This is a genomic window from Cystobacter fuscus, from assembly GCF_044360685.1.
Classification (GTDB): domain Bacteria; phylum Myxococcota; class Myxococcia; order Myxococcales; family Myxococcaceae; genus Cystobacter; species Cystobacter fuscus_C.
Window position 1 is genome coordinate 5,129,145 of sequence record NZ_CP043491.1, and the last position, 21,293, is coordinate 5,150,437.

Below are 21,293 nucleotides of genomic sequence, written 5' to 3' on the forward strand. Positions count from 1 at the left end.
TCCCGCCTCCCGGGGGCCTCGCCCTCGAGGGGGGGCGGCTTCAGCGCCGGGCCACCGCCTCGGGGCGGGGCTCGGGCAGCACGGAGCCATACGCGGCGAAGAGCTGGCCGGTGAGCACCGGCGTCTTGCCAGCCCCCGGCGCGCGCAGCATGTCATTGAGCACCGCTCCGGTGCGGGGATCCTTCTTGAGGTCGGGCCGGGCGAGGTTCATCCGGTAGCGCACCACGCCCCGCTTCACCCGGTGGATGACGACGACGGTGCCATTGGGCTCGACCTTGTCCACCAGGGCCACGTGGGTGAGCCCGTCGTTGCGCCGGCCATCCCGGTTGCGATCATACGTCTCCCGGAAGAACACCAGGTCTCCCGGCCGCGGCGTGCCCCGGGTGTACACCCGGCCCTTGGCGCGCGCGTAGCGGTAGAAGGCGGTGACCCCGTTGTCTCCCTTGGCGGCGGCGCCGCGCAGCGACACCCCGGCCCGGGAGTGCACGGCCTCGACGAAGCCGGTGCAGTCCGCCGGCCAGGTGCGCCCGGACAGTTGGATCTTCGTGCGGCCCAGCAGACCCCGGGCGGCGGCGAGCACCTTCTCGCGCGCCTCGGGTCCGGGGGAGCGTCGCGGCTCGGGCGTGGAGGTGGCCCCGTCGGTGCTGGAGTCGCTGGACGCGGTGGGGGCGGGCGCGGAGTCGACCCCATCGTCTGGAAGGGGCCGGGGCGCCGCGGGGGGCGTCAGGGGGCTGTAGCGGTAGTTCGAGGCGAAGAGCCTTCCTCCGGGAGGGCTGCCCGTGGCGCACCCCGTGCACACCAGCAGTCCCGCGAGCAGTACACCCAGCTTCATGTCGCCACCTCCCTGCATCAGGCCTCGGGGTGATGCTCGGGTGGAGGCGGGGTGTGGTCAAAAAAACCACCCAGTCGAGCGGACAGGGGCCGGTGTGTTTTTCGGGCCGGGGGCGGGGTGGTAATGCTGGGGGGATGCGTGCGTTTCGAGCCCTGTGCCTGCTGTGGTTGCTGACCGGTTGTGGACTGCCCCGGGCCTACGAGCGGGCGCGCGCCTCGGACACGGTGGAGGCGTACCGCGAGTTCCTCCGGCAGTACCCCGAAGGGGATGAGGCGGAAGCGGTGGAGGTGCGCATCGCGGAGCTGGAGTTCGAGGAGGCGAAGCGGCTGCACACGGTGGTGGCCTACAAGCGCTTCATCGAGGCGCACCCGGAGGACTCGCACGTCCGGGCGGCGCGGGCGCTGCTGGAGGGGCTGCGCTTCAACGCGGCCAAGGACGAGGGCACGGCGGCGGCGCTGCGCCAGTTCTTGAGGGATCACCCGGACGGAGCCCAGCGCGAGGAGGCGCAGCGGCTGTTGAAGGCGGCGGAGCTCCAGGAGGCGTCCTCGACGAGGGATCCGGCGCGCATGCGGGAGTACCTTCAGGAGGCGCCGGAGGATCCCCGGCGGTTGGAGGTGGAGTCGCGCCTGGATGACGAGAGCTTCGCCCGGGCGGCGGGGGCGACGGAGCTGTTCGCCTACCTGCGCGACTTCCCGGCGGGGCGCTATCGGGAGCAGGCCAAGGTGAAGCTGCTGGGCCTGGAGGTGGAGGGGCTGCTGTTCTCGGGGCTGTTGGAGGAGGCGCGGGCGCGAGTGGCGGCGCATCCGCTGGGCGTGAAGCTCGAGGACTTCCCGGCGCGCCTGGCGCGGGCCCGGGCCGAGCGCGCGGTCCTGAGCCAACCGGACGCCCTGATCCGCTCGGCCCAGGTGGAGCACTACCTGCGCTCCATCGAGGACCTGAGCCGGGCGCTGGTGGCGCCGGATCCGATGGACCGCTGGCAGGCGGCGCAGGAGCTGGGACAGCACGTGTCGGTGAAGGTGTTGGATCCGCTGCTGGAGGCGCTGCGCTCGGGGCGCAATCCCCTCATCCGGTGGCAGGCGCTGGAGAGCCTGGAGACGGTGCTGCGCACCCTGCCGCGGCGGGTGGCGGAGTACGAGGTGGCGGTGCGGCTGGAGGCGCTGCGCGAGAAGGCGGGCAGCCCGGAGCTGTACCTGCGCACGGCGGTGTTGTTGGACCTGTCGGGGCGGGTGGGCGAGGCGGCGGCGGAGTACCAGCGGGCCTTCCTTCCGGAGGATCCGGATCCGGTGGTGTTGCGGCGGTGGATGGGCCTGCGAGAGGCGCGGCACCAGGCGTTCTCGGCGGCGGTGGCGGCGCGGCAGCTCTCGCTGTGGGCCCTGCGCGTGGCGCGCGAGGAGACCCTGTCGGCCGAGGGCGGAGTGCCGCTGGCGGCGGCGCGGCAGTTGTGCGCGGCGGTCCGCTCCGCGCGGCTCGCGTCGGAGACCCTGGGCCGGGCGCGCGCGGCGAACACTGAGTTCCCCGAGGATCTGGAGGGCTTCGCGGTGACGGCGGCGGAGGCGCTCAAGCTGAGCGAGGCGCGGCTGGCGGACGCGGAGTTGCTGTTGCGCCAGCAGTCACCGGGGGCACGCACCTGCGGAGACGACGCGGTGCGTGAGCGCCTGGAGAGCGCCGTCGCCGAGCGCCGCGCGGCGCTGCGTTCGGTGGGCGCGCGGCTGCCGCGGCTGGCGCCGGTGCTGCTCGAGTCGGCGAGGGCGAGGGATCCCTCCGGGGACATCCGGGCCGAGGCCGAGCGGCTCCTGGCGAAGCCGACCCCCTGAGTCGCCCGGACGCATCGCCGGAATGTGACTGGCGGGGGTGGGTGGCCCTCTGTCGTCCGGCGGGAGCGGGGAGACGAGAAGTAAGCATGAGGGCGCCTGTCGTGATACAGAGGGAAGCTCCACCATGGCGGACAGACCTCGCATCATCGGGATAGATCTGGGCACGACCAACACCCTGGTCGCGTCCGTGAAGAACCGTGTCCCGAAGATCGTCCCCACGGACCGTGGCAACCTGGTGTTGCCCTCCGTGGTGGCGCTGTCGGCCAAGGGCGAGTTGCTGGTGGGGGGCGTGGCCAAGGATCAGATGGTCACCAACCCGAAGAACACGCTCTACGGGACCAAGCGCCTCATTGGCCGCAAGTACGAGTCCAAGGTGGTGGAGGAGCTCAAGAGCTACTTCAAGTACGACATCGTCCCGGGGCCCGATGGGGACGCGGCGGTGTCGCTGGGCGGGCGGGTGTACACGCTGCCCGAGATCTCCAGCTTCATCCTCAAGCAGCTCAAGACGATGGCCGAGCAGTTCCTCGGAGGCCACATCGACGAGGCGGTCATCTCCGTGCCGGCGTACTACACGGACAGCCAGCGCCAGGCGGTGAAGGAGGCGGGGCGGCTGGCGGGACTCAACGTCAAGCGCATCGTCAACGAGCCCACCGCGGCGGCGCTCGCCTACGGCTTCAACCGGGGATTGGATCAGAAGATCCTCGTCTATGACCTGGGCGGAGGCACCTTCGACGTGTCGGTGCTGCACCTCACGGGCAACGTCTTCGAGGTGCTGGCCACCGGCGGAGACACCTTCCTGGGCGGCGTCGACTTCGACAACCGGGTGGTGGACTACGTGCTGGAGAAGGCGTGGGAGGAGAGCAAGATCGATCTGTCCACGAGCCCCATCGCCATGCAGCGCATCAAGAACGCGGCCGAGGCGGCGAAGATCGATCTGACGCTCATTCCCAACGTGGTCATCGACCTGCCCTTCCTCGAGGAGCGCAAGGGCAAGCCGGTGGACGTGCGCATCCCGCTCACGCGCGAGACGCTCAACGCGCTCACCATGGATCTGGTGGATCGCACCTTCGAGCTGTGCGACCGGGTGCTGAAGGAAAAGGGAATCGACCGCTCGCAGATCGACGAGGTCATCCTGGTGGGCGGACAGAGCCGGATGCCGCTGGTGCAGCAGCGGATCCACGAGCACTTCGGCAAGCCGCCGCGCAAGGGCGTGCACCCGGACGAGTGCGTGGCGCTGGGCGCGGCGCTGCTGGCCGAGTCGCTGGGCAGCCTCGACTCGGTGACGCTGCTGGACGCGGTGTCCATGCCCATCGGCTACGCGCTGCCCAACGGGCGCGTGCGCCGGGTCATCGACAAGAACACCATCATTCCGCTGGTGAAGAGCTTCCGGCTGCCGGCGCCGAAGGAGCCGGGGGCACCCTTCATCGAAATGGACATCTTCCAGGGAGACAGTGATCTGGTGGTGGACAACGAGTACCTGGGCACCTTGAGGGTTCCCGCGGAAGCGGCGGGGCGGAAGATCGACTTCCGGCTCAACGAGGAGTGCCTGTTGCAGGTGGTGGTGGACGATCCGAGCGGTCCGCGGCGCATCGAGTTGGCGACGCGGGACACGCCCGAGCTGCTCAAGAAGGAGTTGGCGCGCGTGGCACAGGAGAAGGCCGAGCAGGCCGAGAAGGCCGCGGCGACGCCGTCCTCGCCTCAAGAGGGCAGTCGGCTGTTGTCCAGCATCAAGAGCATCTTCCGGAGAGGGTAGCGGCGGCATGGCCACGTTCCCGTCGAAGGAGTGGTGTGAGGAAGCGGTGCGTTTGTTGAACGCGGATCCCGAGCGCTCGCTCGCCGCCCGGGGGTGGCAGGGCGACATCGGGGTCATCGTCGACGCGGAGCCGGGCCGGCTGGCGCGCGCCTTCGTGGTGCACGTGGTGCCGCGCGGCACGCTCATCGAGAGCCTGCGCGTGCTCGACGATCCGGACGATCTGGATGAGCTGGAGCCCGCCTACCTGGCACGCGCGCCCTACACCGTGTGGAAGCAGCTCCTGCAGGGCAGCCTGGATCCGGTGGAGGCGGTGCTGCGGCGGCGCATCTCGGTGAAGGGGGACCTGCAGCAGCTCATCGAGCGCCTGCGGTTCAAGGGGATCGCCGACCGGGTGCTCAGCGGGTTGAAGACCGAGTACCTGGACGAGCCGTAGACGCGCCCTGGCGCGTCGGGAGGAAGCCATGGGAATCCGTCAGAGACTGACGAAGCAGGCCCTGGGGGCGTCGCACAAGGCGATGGAGACGCTGCTGGCGGACGAGCAGCGGGCGCGCACGTTCGCCGCGGCGCTCGGCTCGATGCAGCGGGGCAAGCAGGCGCTGGACCGGGGCCAGGAAGAGCTGATGCACACGTTGAACTTCGCCACCCGGAGCGACTTCAAGGCCGTGGGCAAGGCGCTCGCGGGGCTCAAGCGCCGGTTGCGTGAGCTGGACGAGAAGCTGAGCGGACTGGCGGGCGAATAGGCGTTGACAGGTGGGGGTAGGGGGTGGCATCTAGCCCCCCGTCGCTTCGTCGGGGGCGCATAGCTCAGCGGTAGAGCACTGCCTTCACACGGCAGGGGTCCCAGGTTCGAATCCTGGTGCGCCCACACCCACGAAGCAGGACAAGCAGTCGGGCGCATAGCTCAGCGGTAGAGCACTGCCTTCACACGGCAGGGGTCCCAGGTTCGAATCCTGGTGCGCCCACACGACAGAGGCCGTGAGTCCCCAGGGGCTCACGGCCTCTTCGCTTTTGGGGGGGGGACGCCATGCGGCCCCGGGGCGGAATGGCTCGAGGCCCTGGAGCCGGAGCCGCGGCTGACGACGCTCGAAGCGCGCCACCTGCTCACGCTGGACGCGCAGCTCATCGATGGAGTGCTTCTTGGGTCATGCCCACAAGGAGCAAGGACAAGCGCGCCGACAGTCCTCTTCGTTCGGAGCCACTGTCAAAACCCTCTCTCGGAATGATGCTAGCTTGTGCCCACGCTTCCGAATCCTGTCGGAAGCAGGGGGATTCAACGTGTCTTTCCAGCGCTCTCTGCGCGTTCTTCTTGTGTCATCCATGCTCCTGGCGGGTTGTGGCGTCGAGCCTGGCAAGGATTCGCAACCAGGCGATTCGTCCGACGTTCCCGTGCCCATTCCGCCCCAGTCCATCCCTCGGTCGGTGGATGCGGGCATCCCTGCCGTGGACGGAGGCTCCCCGTCCTCCGATGGTGGCTGGAGCGTCCCCGACGCGGGTGGCGGAGAGGTGCACGGCAGCCGCGTGCTGCACTACCGCACGGACCTCGCGGACTTCACCCAGCCCATCGCTTCGGAACTCCAGGCCTTCGCGCTCGAGGAGGGTGGGCTCCGGCCCCTCACGGTGGTGACGGCGCCGGAGGGCACCTTCCGGATTCCAGACGCCCCCGCCGGCCAGTACTACCTGAGGCTCGGCACGTTCCACCTGCTGACGGACTCGCGCTTCGTGAACCTGGACCTCTACTCGCTGGGCCGCCAGGACGCGGAGAGGGCCACCTCGCGGTCCGCCGCCGTGACCGTCACCGCGTCCAATCTCCCGCTCCAGCCGCTCGACACCTATCCGCGATGGGAGGCCGTCAGCTCCAACCTCGGAACGAGCGCGTCCGTCGATACGGATGAGCCCGTGCCGGCCGGACAGGCGTCGGTGTCCGGGCTTCCCGCCACCTACAACTCCTACTACCCGGAGATCCCGCGGCTCCTGGATGCCTCGCGCGGTGACTACCTGTACTTCACCCACCTCATCGAGCGGGACAACGGCACCTCGAGCTACATGGCGGTCGACCGCTTCTTCACCCAGGGCGTCAGCCTGCGCCCGGACGAAACGACCGCCCTGGAGGGCGTGTTCCAGGAGGCGCGCCCGAGGACGTTGACCCTCGAGTGGTGGCGCTCGCGCTTCGAGGCCTACAAGCTCCAGGTCCACCCCAGGGTCACCACCAGCGAGCAGGACATCACCATTTCGCCCACGGCCTGGAGCGCGGATGCCTGGTACGGGTACTCGGGAGATTTGATGTACAGCTACTCCGGTGCGGGGCTCACCGACGTGGTCACGAGCTTCACCTATGGCAATCCCTATCCGTTCAGCTGGGGCGAGGTGATCATCCTCAGCCATTTCTCACGGATCGACGTGCGGTTGCCGGGAACGAGCAGCGGCTGGCTCCGACAGGGTTTGAAGGATACGCGCCGGGTGGCGGACGTCGCGAAGGGGGGCCCCTTCGCTCCGCGCATCTCGCCTGCCCAGGACGTGACCGTGGATGGTATCGATGCGCAGCGGGAACACACGCTCGGCTCGCTCACGCCGCGTCTTCGCTGGAAGGCGCCGTTGCTGGGTACGCCCTCGGCCTACCGTGTTCGCATCACCCACCTGTCCGCGAACGGGAACTCGACCCGCACGAGCCACGTGGCCTATCTCTCCACCAAGGAGACTTCGATCGACGTGTTCCCGGGCATCCTCCAGCCCGGCCAGAAGTACGTCTTCATGGTCAGCGCCTACCTGACGCCCGGTGTCGACCTGTCGACGCACCCCTATGCGAATCAGGTTCTCACGGACGTGGCCAGCGCGGACGCTGTGAGCAGCATCCTCTCCACTCCGGCCTCCGTGGGACCCGAGCGCGCGAGCCTTCCCCTCGTGACCGAGCCCTCGTCCACCGAGTCCCTGGAGTTCAAGGCCCCGCGGCACTTCGCGCGGGGGCCCTGAGGCAGCCTCCGCTGACGTTGCTCGCCGGGTCCGACCTCATCCGGAAAAATTCCGCGTCAGGATCCGGCGGGGCTGGCGTCTTTCCTGGCTGAAAGGAGCGATGAGGATGCGAACGCTGACGATGAAGCCAAACCCGTTGAAGCTGAAGTCCTCCCATCGCTTCGCCTCTGGCTCCGCCCCGGAGAGCCTGTTCGTAGCGCCGGGCGCCTCGTGGTCGCGCCCCTGGTGCTCCCGCCCGAGTCTCTTCTGAGGCTCCGCCTCGAGCGTCGAGGCGGTGCACCGGAGGCCGGGTCCCCCAGGGGGTCCGGCCTCTCTCATGTCCAGCCTATTTTTGATTGTCTTGTCTGGGTGTAGCTCAGCCTGGTGGAGCGCACGGTTCGGGTCCGTGAGGCCGCAGGTTCAAATCCTGTCACCCAGACTTCGTATTTCCTTCGTATTTCCATTGTAGGCCGCGCTCTGGGAGCAGCCTGGACTCCAAATCCGGGCATGCGGGGTTCGACTCCCCGGCGGCCTGTCCGTCCGCGTGGCCCAATTGGCAGAGGCGGCTGGCTCAAACCCAGCTCACGTGCGAGTTCGACTCTCGCCGCGGACATCTCACCGAAGTGAAGGACACCCGAGTCATGGAGACGTTGGTTCTCGATCCGTCCTACGAACCCGTGGCACGGATTTCCTGGCAGCGAGCGGTCATGCTGTTGTGGCAGGGCAAGGTCGAGGTGGTCGAGGAGTATGACCAGCTCATCCGCTCCGTCACCCTGGAGATCCGGATGCCTTCCATCATCCGCTTCTTGCGCGGCTCGCGGCGCAAGGGGCGCGGCATCAAGTTCAGCCGTGACAACGTCTACATGCGTGACCACTGCCGGTGCCAGTACTGCAACCGCAAGGTGTCCCGCCCCGAGGCCACGTATGACCACGTCGTGCCCCGGGCCCAGGGTGGCCGCACCACCTGGGAGAACATCGTGATCGCGTGCGTGCCGTGCAATCAGGCCAAGGGAGGCCGCACGCCGGAGCAGGCCGGCATGAAGCTGCTCAGCATCCCCGAGAAGCCCCGGAAGATGGCGGGCACGGTGCGACTGGCCTTCACCTACGAGAAGGGCATGCCCCTGCCGTGGAGGAAATTCCTCCGTGATGTCGCGTACTGGCACACGGAGCTGGAGGAGTGAGCGGCGGGCAAGGGGGCTCCCCAGAGGGGTGCTCCCCGGCCTCTCTCCTGGAAGGGAGTGGGGCCACCTCGGACGAGGCCAGAGGCCTCTTCCAACGCCCGTACGCCCCGCGCGCCAGCAGGCGGGCCCTGCTGCTGGCACTTGAATCCCCCTGCTTCCCCGGCGCTGCCTAGTTGGCGACGACGTTCTTGCCCTGGACCGCGCGCTCCTGCTTCCTCGACTTGAGCAGCGAGGCCACGATGGACACGCCCAGCAGCAGGGCGATGACTCCCAGGGACACCGGCGAGGGAATCTTCACCACGTCCACCAGCGCCATCTTCGCGCCCACGAACACCAGCACTCCGGCCAGGCCCACCTTCAGGTAGGAGAACTTCTCCACCGCCCCCGCCAGCACGAAGAACAGCGAGCGCAGGCCCAGGATGGCGAAGATGTTCGAGGTGAAGACCAGGAAGGGATCCGTCGTCACCGCGAAGATGGCCGGAATCGAATCCAGCGCGAAGAGCACGTCCGTCAGTTCCACCAGGATCAACGTCATGAACAGCGGCGTGGCCAGCTTCCGGCCGTTCTGCACCGTGAAGAAGCGGTCCCCGTCCAGCTCCTTGGACGAGGGGATGATCCGCCGCGCCAGCTTCATGACCGCGCCGCTCTCCGGGTGCTCCTCGTGGTTGCGCTGCACGAAGAGCTTCACCCCCGTGAAGATGAGGAACGCGCCGAAGACGTAGATGAGCCAGTGGAAGCGCTCGAGCATCGCCACGCCCGCGAAGATCATCACCGCGCGCAGCACCAGCGCGCTCAGGATGCCCCAGAACAACACCCGGTGCTGGTAGATCACCGGAATCTTCAGCGCCGAGAAGATGACGACGAAGACGAAGATGTTGTCGATGGAGAGCGACTTCTCGATGAGGTAGCCGGACAGGAAGTTGAGCGCTGGCTCGGAGCCGAACTTCCACCAGATGCCCAGGTTGAACAGCAGCGCCAGGGAGATCCACACCCCGCTCCACGTCAGCGCTTCCTTGAACTTCACCTCGTGCGTCTTGCGGTGGAAGACCCCCAGGTCCAGCGCGAGCATCGCCAGCACGAACAGGATGAATCCTCCCCAGAGAACGGGGCTGCCTACGCTGTGCGCTTCCATGTGGTCGTATCCTTCGGATGGAAAAGGGGGAGCGCCGTACCGCGACGCTTCCATCTGAATTAAGGGTCCTCCAAAGGTTCGGCAAATAGGAAATCAGGGTGGGATCCTTCGAGAAAAACGAAGGATGACGTCTCCTTCGACTCGGTGTCCCGGGTGGCTTCCAAGCCGCGCGACGCCGGGGCTCAACGAGTGCATAGGTGAGGCCTTGCCTGGGAACCCCCGTTCCCACTCGCGCTTCGCCCCCATCCACTAGTGGGCTTTGTGTGCGGTACGGCGCTTGCTCCTGCGTCTCCAGGCCGAGGAGTCGGCGTGGAGGTCATGACGATGCGAGCATGGGTGGGGGCGTGGGGGACCGTTCTCTGTTTCACGGCATTGGGGGCCGCATGCGGTGGAGGGCTGGGGGATTCGACGCGTCAAGTACCCGCCGAGCCCACGGAGCCCGTGGCTCCCTCGGAGCCGCGGACGCCACCCGGGGACGCCGACACGCCTCTTCCCGAGGACGGTGGAACCACCCCTCCGCCCGCTGACGCGGGAAGCCCGCTCCCTGAGGACGCGGGCTCGCCCGGGGATGGCGGAAGCACGCCGCCCCTCGATGGGGGTACCCCCGGGGAGGGGGGCACGGACGGTGGGGGCGGCACCGGCGACGACCCTGGGGGAGGGGCGGTTGATGACTTCCCGGGCGTGGACATCTGGCCCCAGGAGCCAGTGGTCAACTACACGCAGCGCTTCGGAGTGGGCCAGCCCCAGGGCGTGGCGGTGGATGACGCCTTCAACATCTGGCTGCTCCAGGGCAATCGCATCGGCGTGCTCCGGCCCGGAGACACCCAGCCGCAATGGGCGAGCAACATCGGCCAGGCTGGCAGGGGCTTCACCTCCACGGTCATCTGCGGCGGCAGCGCCGGCCGCGCCTACGTGGGCTACTACGCACGGGAGCTCGATGATCCCAAGCGTCAGTCCCATGAGGACTCCACCTACGGCGAGGGCGATCTGGACGCGGTCCACCTCACGGCCAACGGCATCCAGCTCGAGGAGCACCTGTCTCACTCCTACCGGTGGAGCCAGGAAGGCAAGCTGACCTGGAACCCGCCTGGCAACACGGGCATCCACAACTCCAATGACTGGCATTACGACGAGGATCGCGCGGTGCTCGGCTGCGTGAAGGTGGCGCGCGGCCGGGACAAGGGCGACGTGTACGTCAGCACCAATCACGGCGTCACCCGCGTGCGTGGCCTGTCCTACAACAGCCATCGCCATCCGACCTGGTTCGACGAGCATGGCGGCCAGCACATCGGCTACAGCTACGCGGTGGGCATCGCCCAGGATGGAGACGTGCTTATCGGCAATGACTGGACGTTCGGCATCGTCACGCCCACCGCGGACATCGGCTACTGGGATTGGACGAACAAGTCCGTCAACAAGATGAAGGTGGAGTCCTCCTTCCTGCCCGAGGTCAACTCGCTCGCCGATTTCGATTACTGGCGGGGCTTCCAGCAGACGCGCGATGGCCACTACTACCTGGCCAGCGCCAGCTTCGGCCTCTGGGAGATGACCATCCTCTCCGCCGGAAGCCGGCCCCAGAAGGGCACCGCGGTGGCGGGGCTGCCGACCCAGCGGCTCACGTCGCTCGCGGCCACGGATGACGGCTCGCTCTTCATCGGCACCGATGGCGCGGGCCTGTGGCGGATGGACGTCAACAAGCGGCTCTCCCGGGTGACGGAGGTGACGGGCAATAAGGTGAAGCAGCTGCTCTACGATCCCAACGCCTCTCCGGCGATGCTCTACGTCGTCACCGACCAGGGCCTCACCGTGCTCCGGGGCCACTGAGACAGGGGAGGGGACACGGGTGCTCCGTGTCCCCTCGGCTTCCGAGAAATCAAGGCGCCCGGCCGTCGCTGGCGCGGGCGTCCTCGACGCGATAGGGAGAAGGCCGAGCCCCCACATGAGTCCCCCTCCTTCTCCCGCTCCCTCGCCACTGCCGCGCCCCGACGAGGTCCACCTGTGGATCGTGGAGCCGGAGCGGGTGACGGAGCCCCGGCTGCTCGCGGCCTACCTGGCCCTGCTCGGCGCCGAGGAGCGGGAGCGGCATCAGCGCTTCCGCTTCGAGAAACACCGGCAGCAGTTCCTCGTGTCCCATGCCCTGGTGCGCGTCTGCCTGTCGCGTTACGCGCCGGTGGCGCCCCAGGACTGGCGCTTCTCCACCAACGCCTACGGGCGTCCGGAGATCGCGGGAGAGGGCCTGCCCCGGTTGCGTTTCAATCTCTCTCACACCGATGGCATGGCGGTGTGCGCGGTGGCTCACGACATGGAGGTGGGCGCGGACGTGGAGCACTCGGGGCGCATGGGCCAGACGGTGGAGCTGGCCGAGTCCTTCTTCGCGCCCTCGGAAGTCGCGGACCTGCATTCCCTGCCCGAGGCGCTCCAGCGCGAGCGCTTCTTCGACTACTGGACGCTCAAGGAGTCCTACATCAAGGCCCGTGGCGCCGGGTTGAGCCTGCCCCTGGATCAGTTCGCCTTCCATCTGGCGCCGGGGCAGCCGCCACGCATCTCCTTCGATGCGCGCATGGTGGACGAGCCCGAGGCGTGGCAGTTCGTGCAACTGCGGCTGTCGGCGGAGCACCCGGCGGCGGTGTCGGTGCGCCGGACCCGGGGGCTGCCTCTCTCCGTGCGCTGCCAGCGGTGCGTCCCCCTGGCCAGCGAGGAGCCTCCCTGGAGGGTGGCCCCGGGGGAGCGCTGAGCTACGGGCCCACGTCGGGCGCCCAGCGCACGAGCTCCTCGCGCAGGGCACTCAGCAGGGGCTCGCGCGCGGTGCGCAGGAAGAAGTGCTTGCCGGGGAAGCTCCGCGTCCGGAAGTCCCCCGTCGTCAGCTCGCTCCAGGGCTCGAGCATCGACAGCGTCACGTAGGGATCCTCCCGTCCGCCATAGACGGAGATCGGACAGCGCACGGGGTGCGAGGGCATCACGGCGTCGGCGATGGCGAAGTCCGCGCGCAGCGTGGGCAACACCATGTCCAGCAGTTCCTTGTGGGCGAAGATCTCCGCGGGCGTGCCCTCGTACTTGCGCAGCAGCTCGATGAACTCCGCGTCGCTCAGCGCGCCCCGGGACTCGCGGGGCCGGTGGGGCGCTCCCGCGGCGGCCATCACCATGCCGAGCGGCAGCGGCGCGCCCCGGGCCTGCCAGCGCTGCGCGAGCCCCAGGGCGATGCGCGTGCCCATGCTGTAGCCGAAGAAGACGAAGGGCTTGTCCAGCAGCGGTGCCAGGGCCTCCTCCAGGGCATCGAGCAGCGGCGGGAGCTGCTCGAAGGGCTTCTCCAGGATCCGCCGCTCGCGGCCCGGAAGCTGGACGGAGACCCACTCGATGCCCGCGGGCAGGGCCGTGGCCCACCCGTTGTAGATGGAGGCGCCTCCGCCCGCGTAGGGAAGACCGAAGACGCGCAGGCGCGCGTGGGGGTTGGGCTGCCGGAGTGGAAACCAGGGATGTGGAACGGGAGGCACGGGTCACTGTCGCCCTTCATCTCGGGAGCGTCAAGGCGCTCCGAGCCCCTATACTCGCGTCCACCATGCTGAAGACGGACACTCTCAAGGACCAGCTCCGGCGCACCCTCCGGCGCGATTTGTGGCTCGTCCTCGGGCCCTCGATCCTGCTCGCGATCGCCGCGTTCGCCGTGGCCTTCTACTTCATCAAGCCCGCGCCCCCGAAGAAGCTCGTCGTCGCGGCCGCCCAGGATGAAGGGGGCTTCAATTACTTCGCGCGCCGCTACCGGGACATCCTCGCGCGCCACGGCGTCACCCTGGAGATCCGCCCGACCCAGGGCTCGCTCACCAGTCTGGAGCTGCTCTCCGGCGACAAGGCGGAGGCCGACGTGGCCTTCGTCCAGAGCGGCTCGGCCGCGGGGCGTACCCAGGTGCCCAACATCGTCTCGCTCGGGGGCCTGACCTATATCCCCCTGTGGGTCTTCTACCGGGGTGAGCCCATCGAGGACGTGCGCGAGCTGCGCGGCAAGCGCCTCGCGGTGGGCACGCCCGAGAGTGGCACCCGCGCGCTCGCCCTCACGCTGCTCAAGGCCAATGCCGTGGAGCAGTCGCCCACGGAACTGCTCACGCTCGAGCGGGATGAGGCCCTCGCGCGCCTCAAGCAGGGCGAGCTCGATGCGGTGTTCCTCGTCGCCTCCGCCGAGGCGCCCTTCGTGCGCAAGCTCATCGCGGAGCCCGGCATCCGCCTGCTCAGCTTCGCGCGAGGAGAGGCCTATGTCCGCCGCTTCCCCTATCTGTCCCGGCACGTGCTGCCCCGGGGGGTGTTGAACCTCGAGGCGGATCTCCCCGAGCGGGACGTGGTGCTGCTCGCGCCCACGGCGAGTCTCGTGGCGCGCGACTCGCTTCATCCGGCGCTCGCCTACCTCCTGCTGAGCGCCGCGAGCGAGGTGCATGGCGGCGCGGGCATCCTGGATCGCTCGGGTGAGTTCCCCGCGGCGCTCGAGGGTGACTATCCGCTGAGCGGGGAGGCGCGCCGCTACTACAAGTCGGGCCCCCCGTTGCTCCAGCGCTACCTGCCCTTCTGGGCGGCGAACCTCGTGGACCGGCTCTGGCTGATGCTCGTGCCCATCATCGCCGTGGTGGTGCCGCTGGGCCGCGCCGTGCCCGCGCTGGTGCAGTGGCGCATCCGCTCTCGCATCGTCCGCTGGTACGCGCGCCTCAAGGAGATCGAGCTGCAGCTGGAGGAGAACCCGGGACGCAAGCTGCTGGAGGACATGCTCTCGCGGCTCGACGAGGCCGAGCGCGAGGTGAACCGCATCCCCATGCCCCTGGCGTACGCGGAGAACCTCTACTTCTTCCGCGAGCACATCGACGTCGTGCGTCGGCGCGTCACCCGGCGGCTGTCGGGCGCCCCCGATGAAAGCGAGGCCCTGACCCAGCGGGTGGTGGTCAGTTGAATCCCACGGCGCGCGCTTCGCGTGGGAAGACGCGCCCGTGCCCCTGGAGGGAGTCCTCGTCGCCCGCCGTGCCGTCCTGACGGGACCACAGGTCCACGAGCAGGCCATCCCGCAGGCCGCGCTTGACGGCGGTGATGCCGTCCACGCCCAGGTGGTGCACCAGCCGCTCGAGCAGCACGGCGCCGGCGACGATGATGTCGGCCCGCCGCGCGTCGAAGTGCTCGCGCCGCCGCTCCGGTGACATCCGCGCCAGCAGGTGCGCGGCGCTCGCGAGATCCTCCCGGCTCGCGACGCAGGAGCCATCGCGCGCCGCGAAGTCCACGAGGGCCCGGATGGTGCCGGAAGAGCCGATCGCCGTGAAGGGCGGGGAGGCGAGGGCGGCGGGGATCGTCTCGATCAGGCGCGCCTCGGCGAAGTCGCGCAGCGAGCACAGCCGGGAAGGGGACACCTCGCCGGAGGTGTCGAACAGTTGCGTCAGCCGCACCGCGCCCAGGGGCAGGCTCCACATGGCATCGGGCCGCTCTCCGGTGGCGAGCACCACCTCGGTGGAGCCTCCGCCCAGATCCACCAGCAGCGAGCGCGTGCGTGGGGGCGTGCGGTGCAGGACGCCCAGGCAGATGAGCCGCGCTTCCTCCTCGCCGCTCACCACCTCCAGCTCCAGCCCCGCCTCCTCGCGCACCCGCTGGAGGATTTCCTGTTGGTTGCGCGCCTCGCGCAGGGCGCTGGTGGCCACCGCCCGGACCTGGGCCTGGTGACGCCGGCACACGGCCGCGTAGCGGCGCAACGTGCCCACCAGCCGATCCGCGGCCCCTGGTGACATCGTTCCCTGGGAGAAGACGCCCTCACCCGGGCGGATGGCGTCCCGCTCCTTGAGCACGGTCTCCAGCACGCCCGTGGCGCCGGGCCGGGCCAGCTCCAGCCGGGCGGCGTTGGTGCCCACGTCGATGGCGGCGAAGACGGGTCGCGAGATCGGATCGGCCATGGGTGACGAACCTTTCGGTGTGGGACGGTCCACTCCTACTCGACCGACAAGCTAGGCGGGCTTTGTGCCAACCCCGTGACGCCCCGGCGCTATTTGCTCGAAGTTTTCACGGGCGGCGCTCCCTGCTGATAGCCAGCAGGCCCACCGGGCCAGGGAATGGCCGCCCGCCTGGTTACTCGCCGAGGATGAGTTTCAGCAGATCCGTGCGCACGTAGGCATCGAACCAGCCCCAGGGCGAGTCGGACAGGGCGGCGAGCCGCTCGACTTCTTCCCGGGGCGTGCGCAGCAGCTTGAGGCAGACGCGGGTCATCTCGAGGTAGTCCTCGATGAGCTGTTTCTCCGCGCGCCGCACGAGCACGCAGTTGCGCGCGTTGGGCGAGAGGGACTCGCCGCGCAGCAGTTCTTCGTCCTGCGCGAGCGAGGTGGGGAAGATGGAGAGCCGGGCCTGGCAGGTGGCGGCGAGCAGCTCGAGGACGTTCTCCTCGTTTTCCACACTCAGGGGTCCGAGGGCGCGCTCGCCGGACATCACCCGGCTGGAGATGTCCTCGATGTCATTCGGGACGGCGGCGGCGACCCGCAGGAAGGAGAACGCCATGCGGGTGGTCGTATGGACGTACGGGCGCGAGATCTTGAAGGGGCGCGCGGCGGTGGGGGAGGGGAGCATGAGCAGCATCTGCTTGGTGGCCGCGAGCGGATCCCCATCGAGGATGCGCAGGCCGAGGAAGGCCTCGTCGTGCTCGTTGTCGTCCGTCACGAAGCCGAAGTGCAGCAGCATCAGATCGTTGCTCTTGGCCCCATAGCTGTCGTGGACCTCGTCGCCGGCGGCCACGGGGTTGTTCGCCTTCATCACGAAGGACTCCCCGTCCTCCGAGGTCTCCCAGAGCACATCGGGCGGGCGGCGGTGGTTGAGCATGTCCGCCATCGGCACGAGCGTCTGTCCAAGGAAGCCCCCCTTCTTCAGGCTGAACAGGCGCGAGGACACCGAGAGCCGGGCCCAGACGAACTCCCCGGGGGTGAAGCGCTCGTAGCCGGGGACGTTCTGGCACAGGCTCAGGTAGTCCTCCCGGAGCGACTGGGCCTGGTGCGTCAGCAGGGTCAGCGCGAAGCAGCCCTTGAGCAGGGCATGCTCGTCGCTCCCATAGAAGAGGGGCATCTGGGGGTAGGACTCGGGAAGGCTGTCGATGTAGGGCTTCCAGAAGGAGCCCTCGCGGTGCTTTTCCTGGAGGAGGAAGGAGGCCAGGTACAGGTCCTCGTTGTCCGGATCGAGCCCCTCGGCGATGGCGCGGCCGATGTCCGACTCCCGCGCGAGCTCCAGGGTGAGCATGTGGGTGCGAGGCACCTCGAGCACCGTCTCCCCGGCGGAGATGGACGCCTGGGCGAGCACGGCGCGCTCGCCGTCCTCACGCCGGACGAGTTGGAGCTTGGGAAAGCGGGCTCCTCCTTCTTCCAGCCAGCGCAGCAGGTTCGACAGCTTCTGATTCGAGGAGGACGCGGCGGTGTCGGCGCTCATGGTGCCGGCACGCTACTCCAAGTCCGCCTCCTCGATCAGGCGCTTGTCGCGGGGGCGGGCTTGCGCGAGGTCACGTACTGGCCGCGCACCTCCGCGAGGGTGTCCGCGTCCAGCATGACGGCCGCCTTCTCCTGCACGGAGAGCCGCTCGGGTTCCCCCTCCATGAGCTTGCGGCGGGCGGAGGCGAGCATGAGCGACGTGCCCTCGGCACCGGGCGAGGACTCCAGCAGGGCGAGGTGCAGCGCGTGCGCGCGGTCGTCCTGGAGCACCCGCTCCAGCGCGTCCTCCACCGGCTCCACCTCGTTGCGCGCGAGCTCCGTGGCCCGCACCAGCACGGGAGGAGGGGCCGACTCCTCGGGGATGAGGAAGAGGCCGAGCCGCGCCGTCCACTCGCCCCACGAGGCCCGCGACGTCCACACCGTCAGGGGGATGGACAGCAGCAGTCCCACCACCACCGGGGCCAGCCACGGCAGCAGGCCCGGATTCACCCCGAACGCCACCGCCGCCACGCCCACGCCCACGCCCATGTGCACCGCATGGCGCCGCGCCGCTTCCGCCCACGGCAGGGCCTCGTCGCCACGCTGCTGGCTCGACCAGGACACCCGGTAGCCGAGGATCGTCCCGAAGACGAAGTGCGACTGGAAGAGCATCATCACCGGGGCGAGCAGCGTGGACACGACGCTCTCCACCAGCACGCCGAGCACCAGCCGGAGCCGGCCGCCCATGCGCGCGGCCTCATCGCGATCCGCCAGGGCCAGCAGCAGGCCGAACACCTTGGGCAACAGCAGCATGGCGAGCGACACGGACATCAGCCGCAGCGCGCCCGGCACGTCGAAGGAGGGTGCCTCGGCGAGCAGCGCCTGGGAGCCGAGTGGGGACTCCGCCGCCACGAAGCGATCCCACAGCGCCGCGCCCAGCCCCGCCGCGAGGAAGAGCAGCCACAGGGGCGAGGCCACATAGGACATGACGCCCATGAGGAAGTGGCCCCGGCTCGACGGGTGCAGGCCTCCGGCGAGCACCAGCCCCAGGTGTTGCAGGTTGCCCTGGCACCAGCGCCGGTCGCGCTGCGCGTACGCGAGCAGGTGGGGCGGGGACTGCTCGTAGCTGCCGCCCAGCTCCGGCACCAGCCACACCGTGTAGCCCGCGCGCCGCATCAGCGCCGCCTCCACGAAGTCATGGCTGAGGATGTGGCCCCCAAAGGGTTGCTGGCCCGGCAGCACCGGCAGCCCGCAGTGCTCGGTGAAGGCCGACACGCGCAGGATGGCGTTGTGGCCCCAGTAGTTGGACTCGCCGAGCTGCCAGGCCGCCGCCCCCGCCGCCACCACGGGCCCGTACACGCGGCCGGCGAACTGCTGCAGGCGGGCGAAGAGCGTGGTGCGTCCCACGCACAGCGGTGGGGCCTGGAGGATGCCCACGCGCGGGTTGAGCTCCATGAGCCGCGCCATGCGCACCAGCGTGTCACCCGCCATGAGGCTGTCGGCGTCCAGCACCACCATGAAGTCGTAGCGGCGGCCCCAGCGCTCGCAGAAGTCCGCGAGGTTGCCCGCCTTCTTGCCCGTGTTGTCCGAGCGCCGCCGGTAGAAGATGCGGCCCTGGCCTCCCACGCGCCGGCACAGGTCCGACCACGCCAACTCCTCGGCCACCCACGCCTCCAGGCGCGTGGAGTCACTCAGCACGTAGAAGTCGAAGGACTCCAGCCGCCCCGTGGCCGCCACCGACTCGTAGGTGGCCTGGAGGTTGGCGAAGACCGACGTCGGGTCCTCGTTGTGGATGGGCATCACCACCGCGATGCGGCTCGTCAGCGGCGCCGCTTCCTCCCGCGCGTCCGGCCAGCGCAGACCCGGCGGCCGCTTGCCCAGCAGCGTCTGGACGAAGCCCGCCACCGCCGCCCAGAAGGAGAGCGAGATCCAGGCGAAGCACAGGACGAACAGGCCCGTCATCACCCCCTCGGGGAGGGTGAAGCCCCGGACGCTCAACAACCGGACCAACTCCCCGGTCGCCACGAGCGTGGACAGCGCGGCCGGGCCGAGGACGAGGGCCCGCCGCAGCCCGGCCGACCCGGGCGAGAAGGAATGCGCGTGCATGAGGCCTCCAGGTGCTTCAGCGGGAGACGGACACGTCCGGCTCGCCCACCCGCCACCAGCGGCGCAGCAGCTCGCCCAGGGACCAGGTGCTCAGGGTCTGCTCCGGCATCGTCGTGGGCAGCGGCCGCGGGGCGGGCACGGGCACCGACGCCCGGAGCGCACGCGTGAACTCCACCGGCAGCGCGCTCGGCGTGGACAGCAGCACCGCCGCGCCCCAGCGCGCCCCATCACACAGCACGAACGCCGCGCGGCCGCGCGCCAGCAGCGCGCCATGGGCCACGTGGGCCGGCCCGAGCGCCTCGGCCAGCCAGTGCTCCATCCGCTCGCGCGCCAGCGCCAGGGCGGCCTCGCGGGAGTCCACCCGCCGCGCGCCCAGGGCCCACACGGCCAGACGGGACAAGTCGCTCTCCTGGCTGAAGCCGAAGGAGCGGAAGAAGGCATCGAGCGCCTCGCGCGTCCCGGCGGGAAGCGGGAAGCTGGAGGAGAGCACGGAGGCGGAGGAGATCGACGTCGTCACGGTGTCCACGGGTAACTCCAGGTCTCGGTGAGGGTTTCGGTTCCGCGTCGCAGGAAACAGCGCAATTCGATGGGAGCGGAGGTGCCCGCCGCGGGCACCAGCTCGAAGGTGGCGCGCCAGCCGCCGGTGGCGGCGTTGGGCTGCGCGATGGGCCGGAGGACCTGGCCCGAGGACGCCGTGACGACGGCTTCCACCGGACCCTCGCCCCCCTCGGGGCCCCCGCGCGAGAACTCGAGCACGAAGCGCCGTGCGCCCGGCTTGCTGCCCGCGGCGATGCGCGTGGCGGTGCTCAGTGCCACCTGGGAGCGCTCGGGGGCCTCGCTGCCCCAGTGCAGCTTCCAGGACAGGCTCAGCGGCGCCCCGGGCCCGAAGGGCTTCTCGGGCACCCAGTAGGCCACGATGTTGTCGTTCACTTCCTCTAGCGTGGGAATCTCCACCAGCTGCACCGTGCCCGGGCCCCACTCGCCCACCGGCTCCACCCACACACTGGGGCGCTTGTCGTAGCGCGCCTCGAGATCCTCGTAGCTCGGGAAGGCCTGATCGCGCTGCAGCAGCCCGAAGGCCCGCAGGCCCTTCACCTGGAAGCTGGACACGCTCAGCTGGGACGGGTTCTGCAGCGGACGCCACAGGTGCTCGCCATCCTTCATCCACAGCAGCAGCCCGTCCGAGTCATGCACCTCGGGCCGGAAGTCCTCGGCGCTTCCGCGATCGTTCTCGCCAAAGAGATACATGCTGGTCAGCGGCGCCACGCCCAGCCGCTTCACCGGCTTGCGCGCGTGCAGCACCGCCTCCACCTCCATCACCGTGCGCTCGCCCGGGATGATGACGAAGCGGTAGGCGCCGGTGACGCTCGGGCTGTCCATCAGCGCGTGCACCACGGCCCGGTCCGCGCCGGCCTTCGGCTTCTCCAGCCAGAACTCGCGGAAGAGGGGGAACTCCTCGCCCTCGGGCAGCGCCGTGTCGATGGCCAGCCCGCGCGCGGACAGCCCGTACACGTTGCCGCGGCCCAGCGCCCGGAAGTAGCTTGCCCCGAGGAAGACCACGATCTCGTCGTAGTAGTCCGGCCGGTTGATGGGGCCGCTGAGCCGCAGGCCCGCGAAGCCCTCCACGGACGAGGGCGGCGGCTGCTTCACGAGCGGGCCGTAGGTGAAGAGCTGCGGCGAGAAGCGCACCGCCGTCACCCGTCCACCCTCCACCTCATGCATGGGCAGGGGCGCGGGGTAGAAGAGGCCCGGGTGGAAGAACTGCGCCTGGAAGGGCAGGCTCGCCTCGCGCCACAACGCCCGCTCCGGGCGGTAGCGGATGTCCCGGTACTGATCGTACGTGAGCCCCTCGAAGACTCCCTTCGGCAGGGGCGCCGGAGCCCGATAGGGCTTCTGCGCCAGCTCGCGGGCGCGCGCGCGGACCGTCTCCGCGCTGAAGGCGGGCGGGGTGGCGCGGGGCGCGGCGCTGGCCACCAGCGACCCGAGCACCCCGAGCGCACAGGCTCCGCGCACCCACCTCTTTGCCCACGTCATCGGCTCCACTTCGGGTGACCTCCTCGCAAGCCTGCGAAAGTGCGAACGAGGTCCGGCCCTAGCAGCTCCCATGCCAATCAAGGCAGGCTGCTCGTATG

The 21,293-nt window shown here is 69.5% G+C and carries 17 protein-coding genes and 5 tRNA genes; 14 read left to right on the forward strand and 8 right to left on the reverse strand.

The window, feature by feature from the left end; genetic code table 11:
• Positions 1–40 precede the first annotated feature (40 nt).
• On the reverse strand, positions 41–832 hold the full coding sequence (locus tag F0U63_RS21105; protein ID WP_395847708.1) for a CHAP domain-containing protein: 792 nt from the start codon (positions 830–832) through the stop codon (positions 41–43).
• Between the two features lie 134 nt (positions 833–966).
• Between F0U63_RS21105 and F0U63_RS21110 the strand changes: the two genes are divergently transcribed.
• The 11 genes from F0U63_RS21110 (at position 967) to F0U63_RS21160 (ending at position 8,526) form a co-directional block, all read left to right on the forward strand.
• Complete coding sequence (locus F0U63_RS21110; protein ID WP_395847709.1) at positions 967–2,646, forward strand: HEAT repeat domain-containing protein; 1,680 nt, start codon at positions 967–969, stop codon at positions 2,644–2,646.
• Positions 2,647–2,770: 124 nt separating this feature from the next.
• A complete protein-coding gene (locus F0U63_RS21115) occupies positions 2,771–4,399 on the forward strand; it encodes an Hsp70 family protein (RefSeq protein WP_395847710.1) in 1,629 nt (542 codons plus the stop codon).
• Positions 4,400–4,406: 7 nt separating this feature from the next.
• Entirely contained in the window at positions 4,407–4,832 is a 426-nt protein-coding gene (locus F0U63_RS21120; protein ID WP_395847711.1) for a hypothetical protein, read from the forward strand.
• Between the two features lie 28 nt (positions 4,833–4,860).
• The gene (locus tag F0U63_RS21125; RefSeq protein WP_395847712.1) at positions 4,861–5,139 is read left to right on the forward strand and encodes a hypothetical protein; all 279 of its coding nucleotides are present in this window, start codon (positions 4,861–4,863) and stop codon (positions 5,137–5,139) included.
• Positions 5,140–5,192: 53 nt separating this feature from the next.
• Positions 5,193–5,264 (forward strand) — tRNA-Val (locus tag F0U63_RS21130).
• 25 nt (positions 5,265–5,289) lie between these two features.
• Positions 5,290–5,361 (forward strand) — tRNA-Val (locus F0U63_RS21135).
• A 478-nt stretch (positions 5,362–5,839) separates the two neighbouring features.
• Positions 5,840–7,366, forward strand: coding sequence for a hypothetical protein (locus F0U63_RS21140; protein ID WP_395847713.1), 1,527 nt, complete (start codon positions 5,840–5,842; stop codon positions 7,364–7,366).
• A gap of 344 nt (positions 7,367–7,710) precedes the next feature.
• A tRNA-Pro gene (locus F0U63_RS21145) sits at positions 7,711–7,784 on the forward strand.
• 28 nt (positions 7,785–7,812) lie between these two features.
• A tRNA-Trp gene (locus tag F0U63_RS21150) sits at positions 7,813–7,880 on the forward strand.
• A 3-nt stretch (positions 7,881–7,883) separates the two neighbouring features.
• A tRNA-Leu gene (locus F0U63_RS21155) sits at positions 7,884–7,958 on the forward strand.
• Positions 7,959–7,986: 28 nt separating this feature from the next.
• Positions 7,987–8,526, forward strand: coding sequence for an HNH endonuclease (locus F0U63_RS21160; RefSeq protein WP_395847714.1), 540 nt, complete (start codon positions 7,987–7,989; stop codon positions 8,524–8,526).
• A 169-nt stretch (positions 8,527–8,695) separates the two neighbouring features.
• Here the strand turns inward: F0U63_RS21160 and F0U63_RS21165 are convergent, their stop codons facing one another.
• The gene (locus tag F0U63_RS21165) at positions 8,696–9,658 is read right to left on the reverse strand and encodes a TerC family protein (RefSeq protein WP_395847715.1); all 963 of its coding nucleotides are present in this window, start codon (positions 9,656–9,658) and stop codon (positions 8,696–8,698) included.
• A gap of 681 nt (positions 9,659–10,339) precedes the next feature.
• Here F0U63_RS21165 and F0U63_RS21170 point away from each other — a divergent pair.
• Positions 10,340–11,482, forward strand: coding sequence for a hypothetical protein (locus F0U63_RS21170; RefSeq protein ID WP_395847716.1), 1,143 nt, complete (start codon positions 10,340–10,342; stop codon positions 11,480–11,482).
• A gap of 115 nt (positions 11,483–11,597) precedes the next feature.
• The gene (locus tag F0U63_RS21175; protein WP_395847717.1) at positions 11,598–12,392 is read left to right on the forward strand and encodes a 4'-phosphopantetheinyl transferase family protein; all 795 of its coding nucleotides are present in this window, start codon (positions 11,598–11,600) and stop codon (positions 12,390–12,392) included.
• 1 nt (position 12,393) lies between these two features.
• Here the strand turns inward: F0U63_RS21175 and F0U63_RS21180 are convergent, their stop codons facing one another.
• Complete coding sequence (locus F0U63_RS21180) at positions 12,394–13,149, reverse strand: thioesterase II family protein (RefSeq protein ID WP_395847718.1); 756 nt, start codon at positions 13,147–13,149, stop codon at positions 12,394–12,396.
• Between the two features lie 68 nt (positions 13,150–13,217).
• On the opposite strand from F0U63_RS21180, the gene F0U63_RS21185 reads away from it, so the two are divergent.
• Positions 13,218–14,585: a TAXI family TRAP transporter solute-binding subunit gene (locus tag F0U63_RS21185; RefSeq protein ID WP_395848399.1), complete on the forward strand. Its 1,368-nt coding sequence runs from the start codon at positions 13,218–13,220 to the stop codon at positions 14,583–14,585.
• Here F0U63_RS21185 and F0U63_RS21190 read toward each other — a convergent pair.
• The 5 genes from F0U63_RS21190 to F0U63_RS21210 form a co-directional block, all read right to left on the reverse strand.
• Positions 14,578–15,567, reverse strand: coding sequence for a Ppx/GppA phosphatase family protein (locus F0U63_RS21190; RefSeq protein ID WP_395847719.1), 990 nt, complete (start codon positions 15,565–15,567; stop codon positions 14,578–14,580). The genes F0U63_RS21185 and F0U63_RS21190 overlap by 8 nt on opposite strands.
• 172 nt (positions 15,568–15,739) lie before the next feature.
• Positions 15,740–17,077, reverse strand: a complete 1,338-nt coding sequence (locus F0U63_RS21195; RefSeq protein ID WP_395847720.1) for an SET domain-containing histone-lysine N-methyltransferase — start codon at positions 17,075–17,077, stop codon at positions 15,740–15,742.
• Between the two features lie 35 nt (positions 17,078–17,112).
• Entirely contained in the window at positions 17,113–19,161 is a 2,049-nt protein-coding gene (mdoH, locus tag F0U63_RS21200) for a glucans biosynthesis glucosyltransferase MdoH (protein ID WP_395847721.1), read from the reverse strand.
• 16 nt (positions 19,162–19,177) lie between these two features.
• Entirely contained in the window at positions 19,178–19,687 is a 510-nt protein-coding gene (locus F0U63_RS21205; RefSeq protein ID WP_395847722.1) for a hypothetical protein, read from the reverse strand.
• The gene (locus F0U63_RS21210) at positions 19,675–21,195 is read right to left on the reverse strand and encodes a glucan biosynthesis protein (RefSeq protein ID WP_395847723.1); all 1,521 of its coding nucleotides are present in this window, start codon (positions 21,193–21,195) and stop codon (positions 19,675–19,677) included. The genes F0U63_RS21205 and F0U63_RS21210 overlap by 13 nt, the downstream gene beginning before the upstream one ends.
• Positions 21,196–21,293 lie beyond the last annotated feature (98 nt).

What these genes read in the sequence shown, in the direction of transcription:
- F0U63_RS21115 (WP_395847710.1), top strand. Translation starts at nt 2,771, where the DNA reads ATGGCGGACAGACCTCGCATCATCGGGATAGATCTGGGCACGACCAAC.
- F0U63_RS21195 (WP_395847720.1), bottom strand. Translation starts at nt 17,077, where the DNA reads ATGAGCGCCGACACCGCCGCGTCCTCCTCGAATCAGAAGCTGTCGAAC.
- F0U63_RS21125 (WP_395847712.1), top strand. Translation starts at nt 4,861, where the DNA reads ATGGGAATCCGTCAGAGACTGACGAAGCAGGCCCTGGGGGCGTCGCAC.
- F0U63_RS21120 (WP_395847711.1), top strand. Translation starts at nt 4,407, where the DNA reads ATGGCCACGTTCCCGTCGAAGGAGTGGTGTGAGGAAGCGGTGCGTTTG.
- mdoH (WP_395847721.1), bottom strand. Translation starts at nt 19,161, where the DNA reads ATGCACGCGCATTCCTTCTCGCCCGGGTCGGCCGGGCTGCGGCGGGCC.
- F0U63_RS21210 (WP_395847723.1), bottom strand. Translation starts at nt 21,195, where the DNA reads ATGACGTGGGCAAAGAGGTGGGTGCGCGGAGCCTGTGCGCTCGGGGTG.
- F0U63_RS21160 (WP_395847714.1), top strand. Translation starts at nt 7,987, where the DNA reads ATGGAGACGTTGGTTCTCGATCCGTCCTACGAACCCGTGGCACGGATT.
- F0U63_RS21165 (WP_395847715.1), bottom strand. Translation starts at nt 9,658, where the DNA reads ATGGAAGCGCACAGCGTAGGCAGCCCCGTTCTCTGGGGAGGATTCATC.
- F0U63_RS21105 (WP_395847708.1), bottom strand. Translation starts at nt 832, where the DNA reads ATGAAGCTGGGTGTACTGCTCGCGGGACTGCTGGTGTGCACGGGGTGC.
- F0U63_RS21110 (WP_395847709.1), top strand. Translation starts at nt 967, where the DNA reads ATGCGTGCGTTTCGAGCCCTGTGCCTGCTGTGGTTGCTGACCGGTTGT.
- F0U63_RS21175 (WP_395847717.1), top strand. Translation starts at nt 11,598, where the DNA reads ATGAGTCCCCCTCCTTCTCCCGCTCCCTCGCCACTGCCGCGCCCCGAC.
- F0U63_RS21190 (WP_395847719.1), bottom strand. Translation starts at nt 15,567, where the DNA reads ATGGCCGATCCGATCTCGCGACCCGTCTTCGCCGCCATCGACGTGGGC.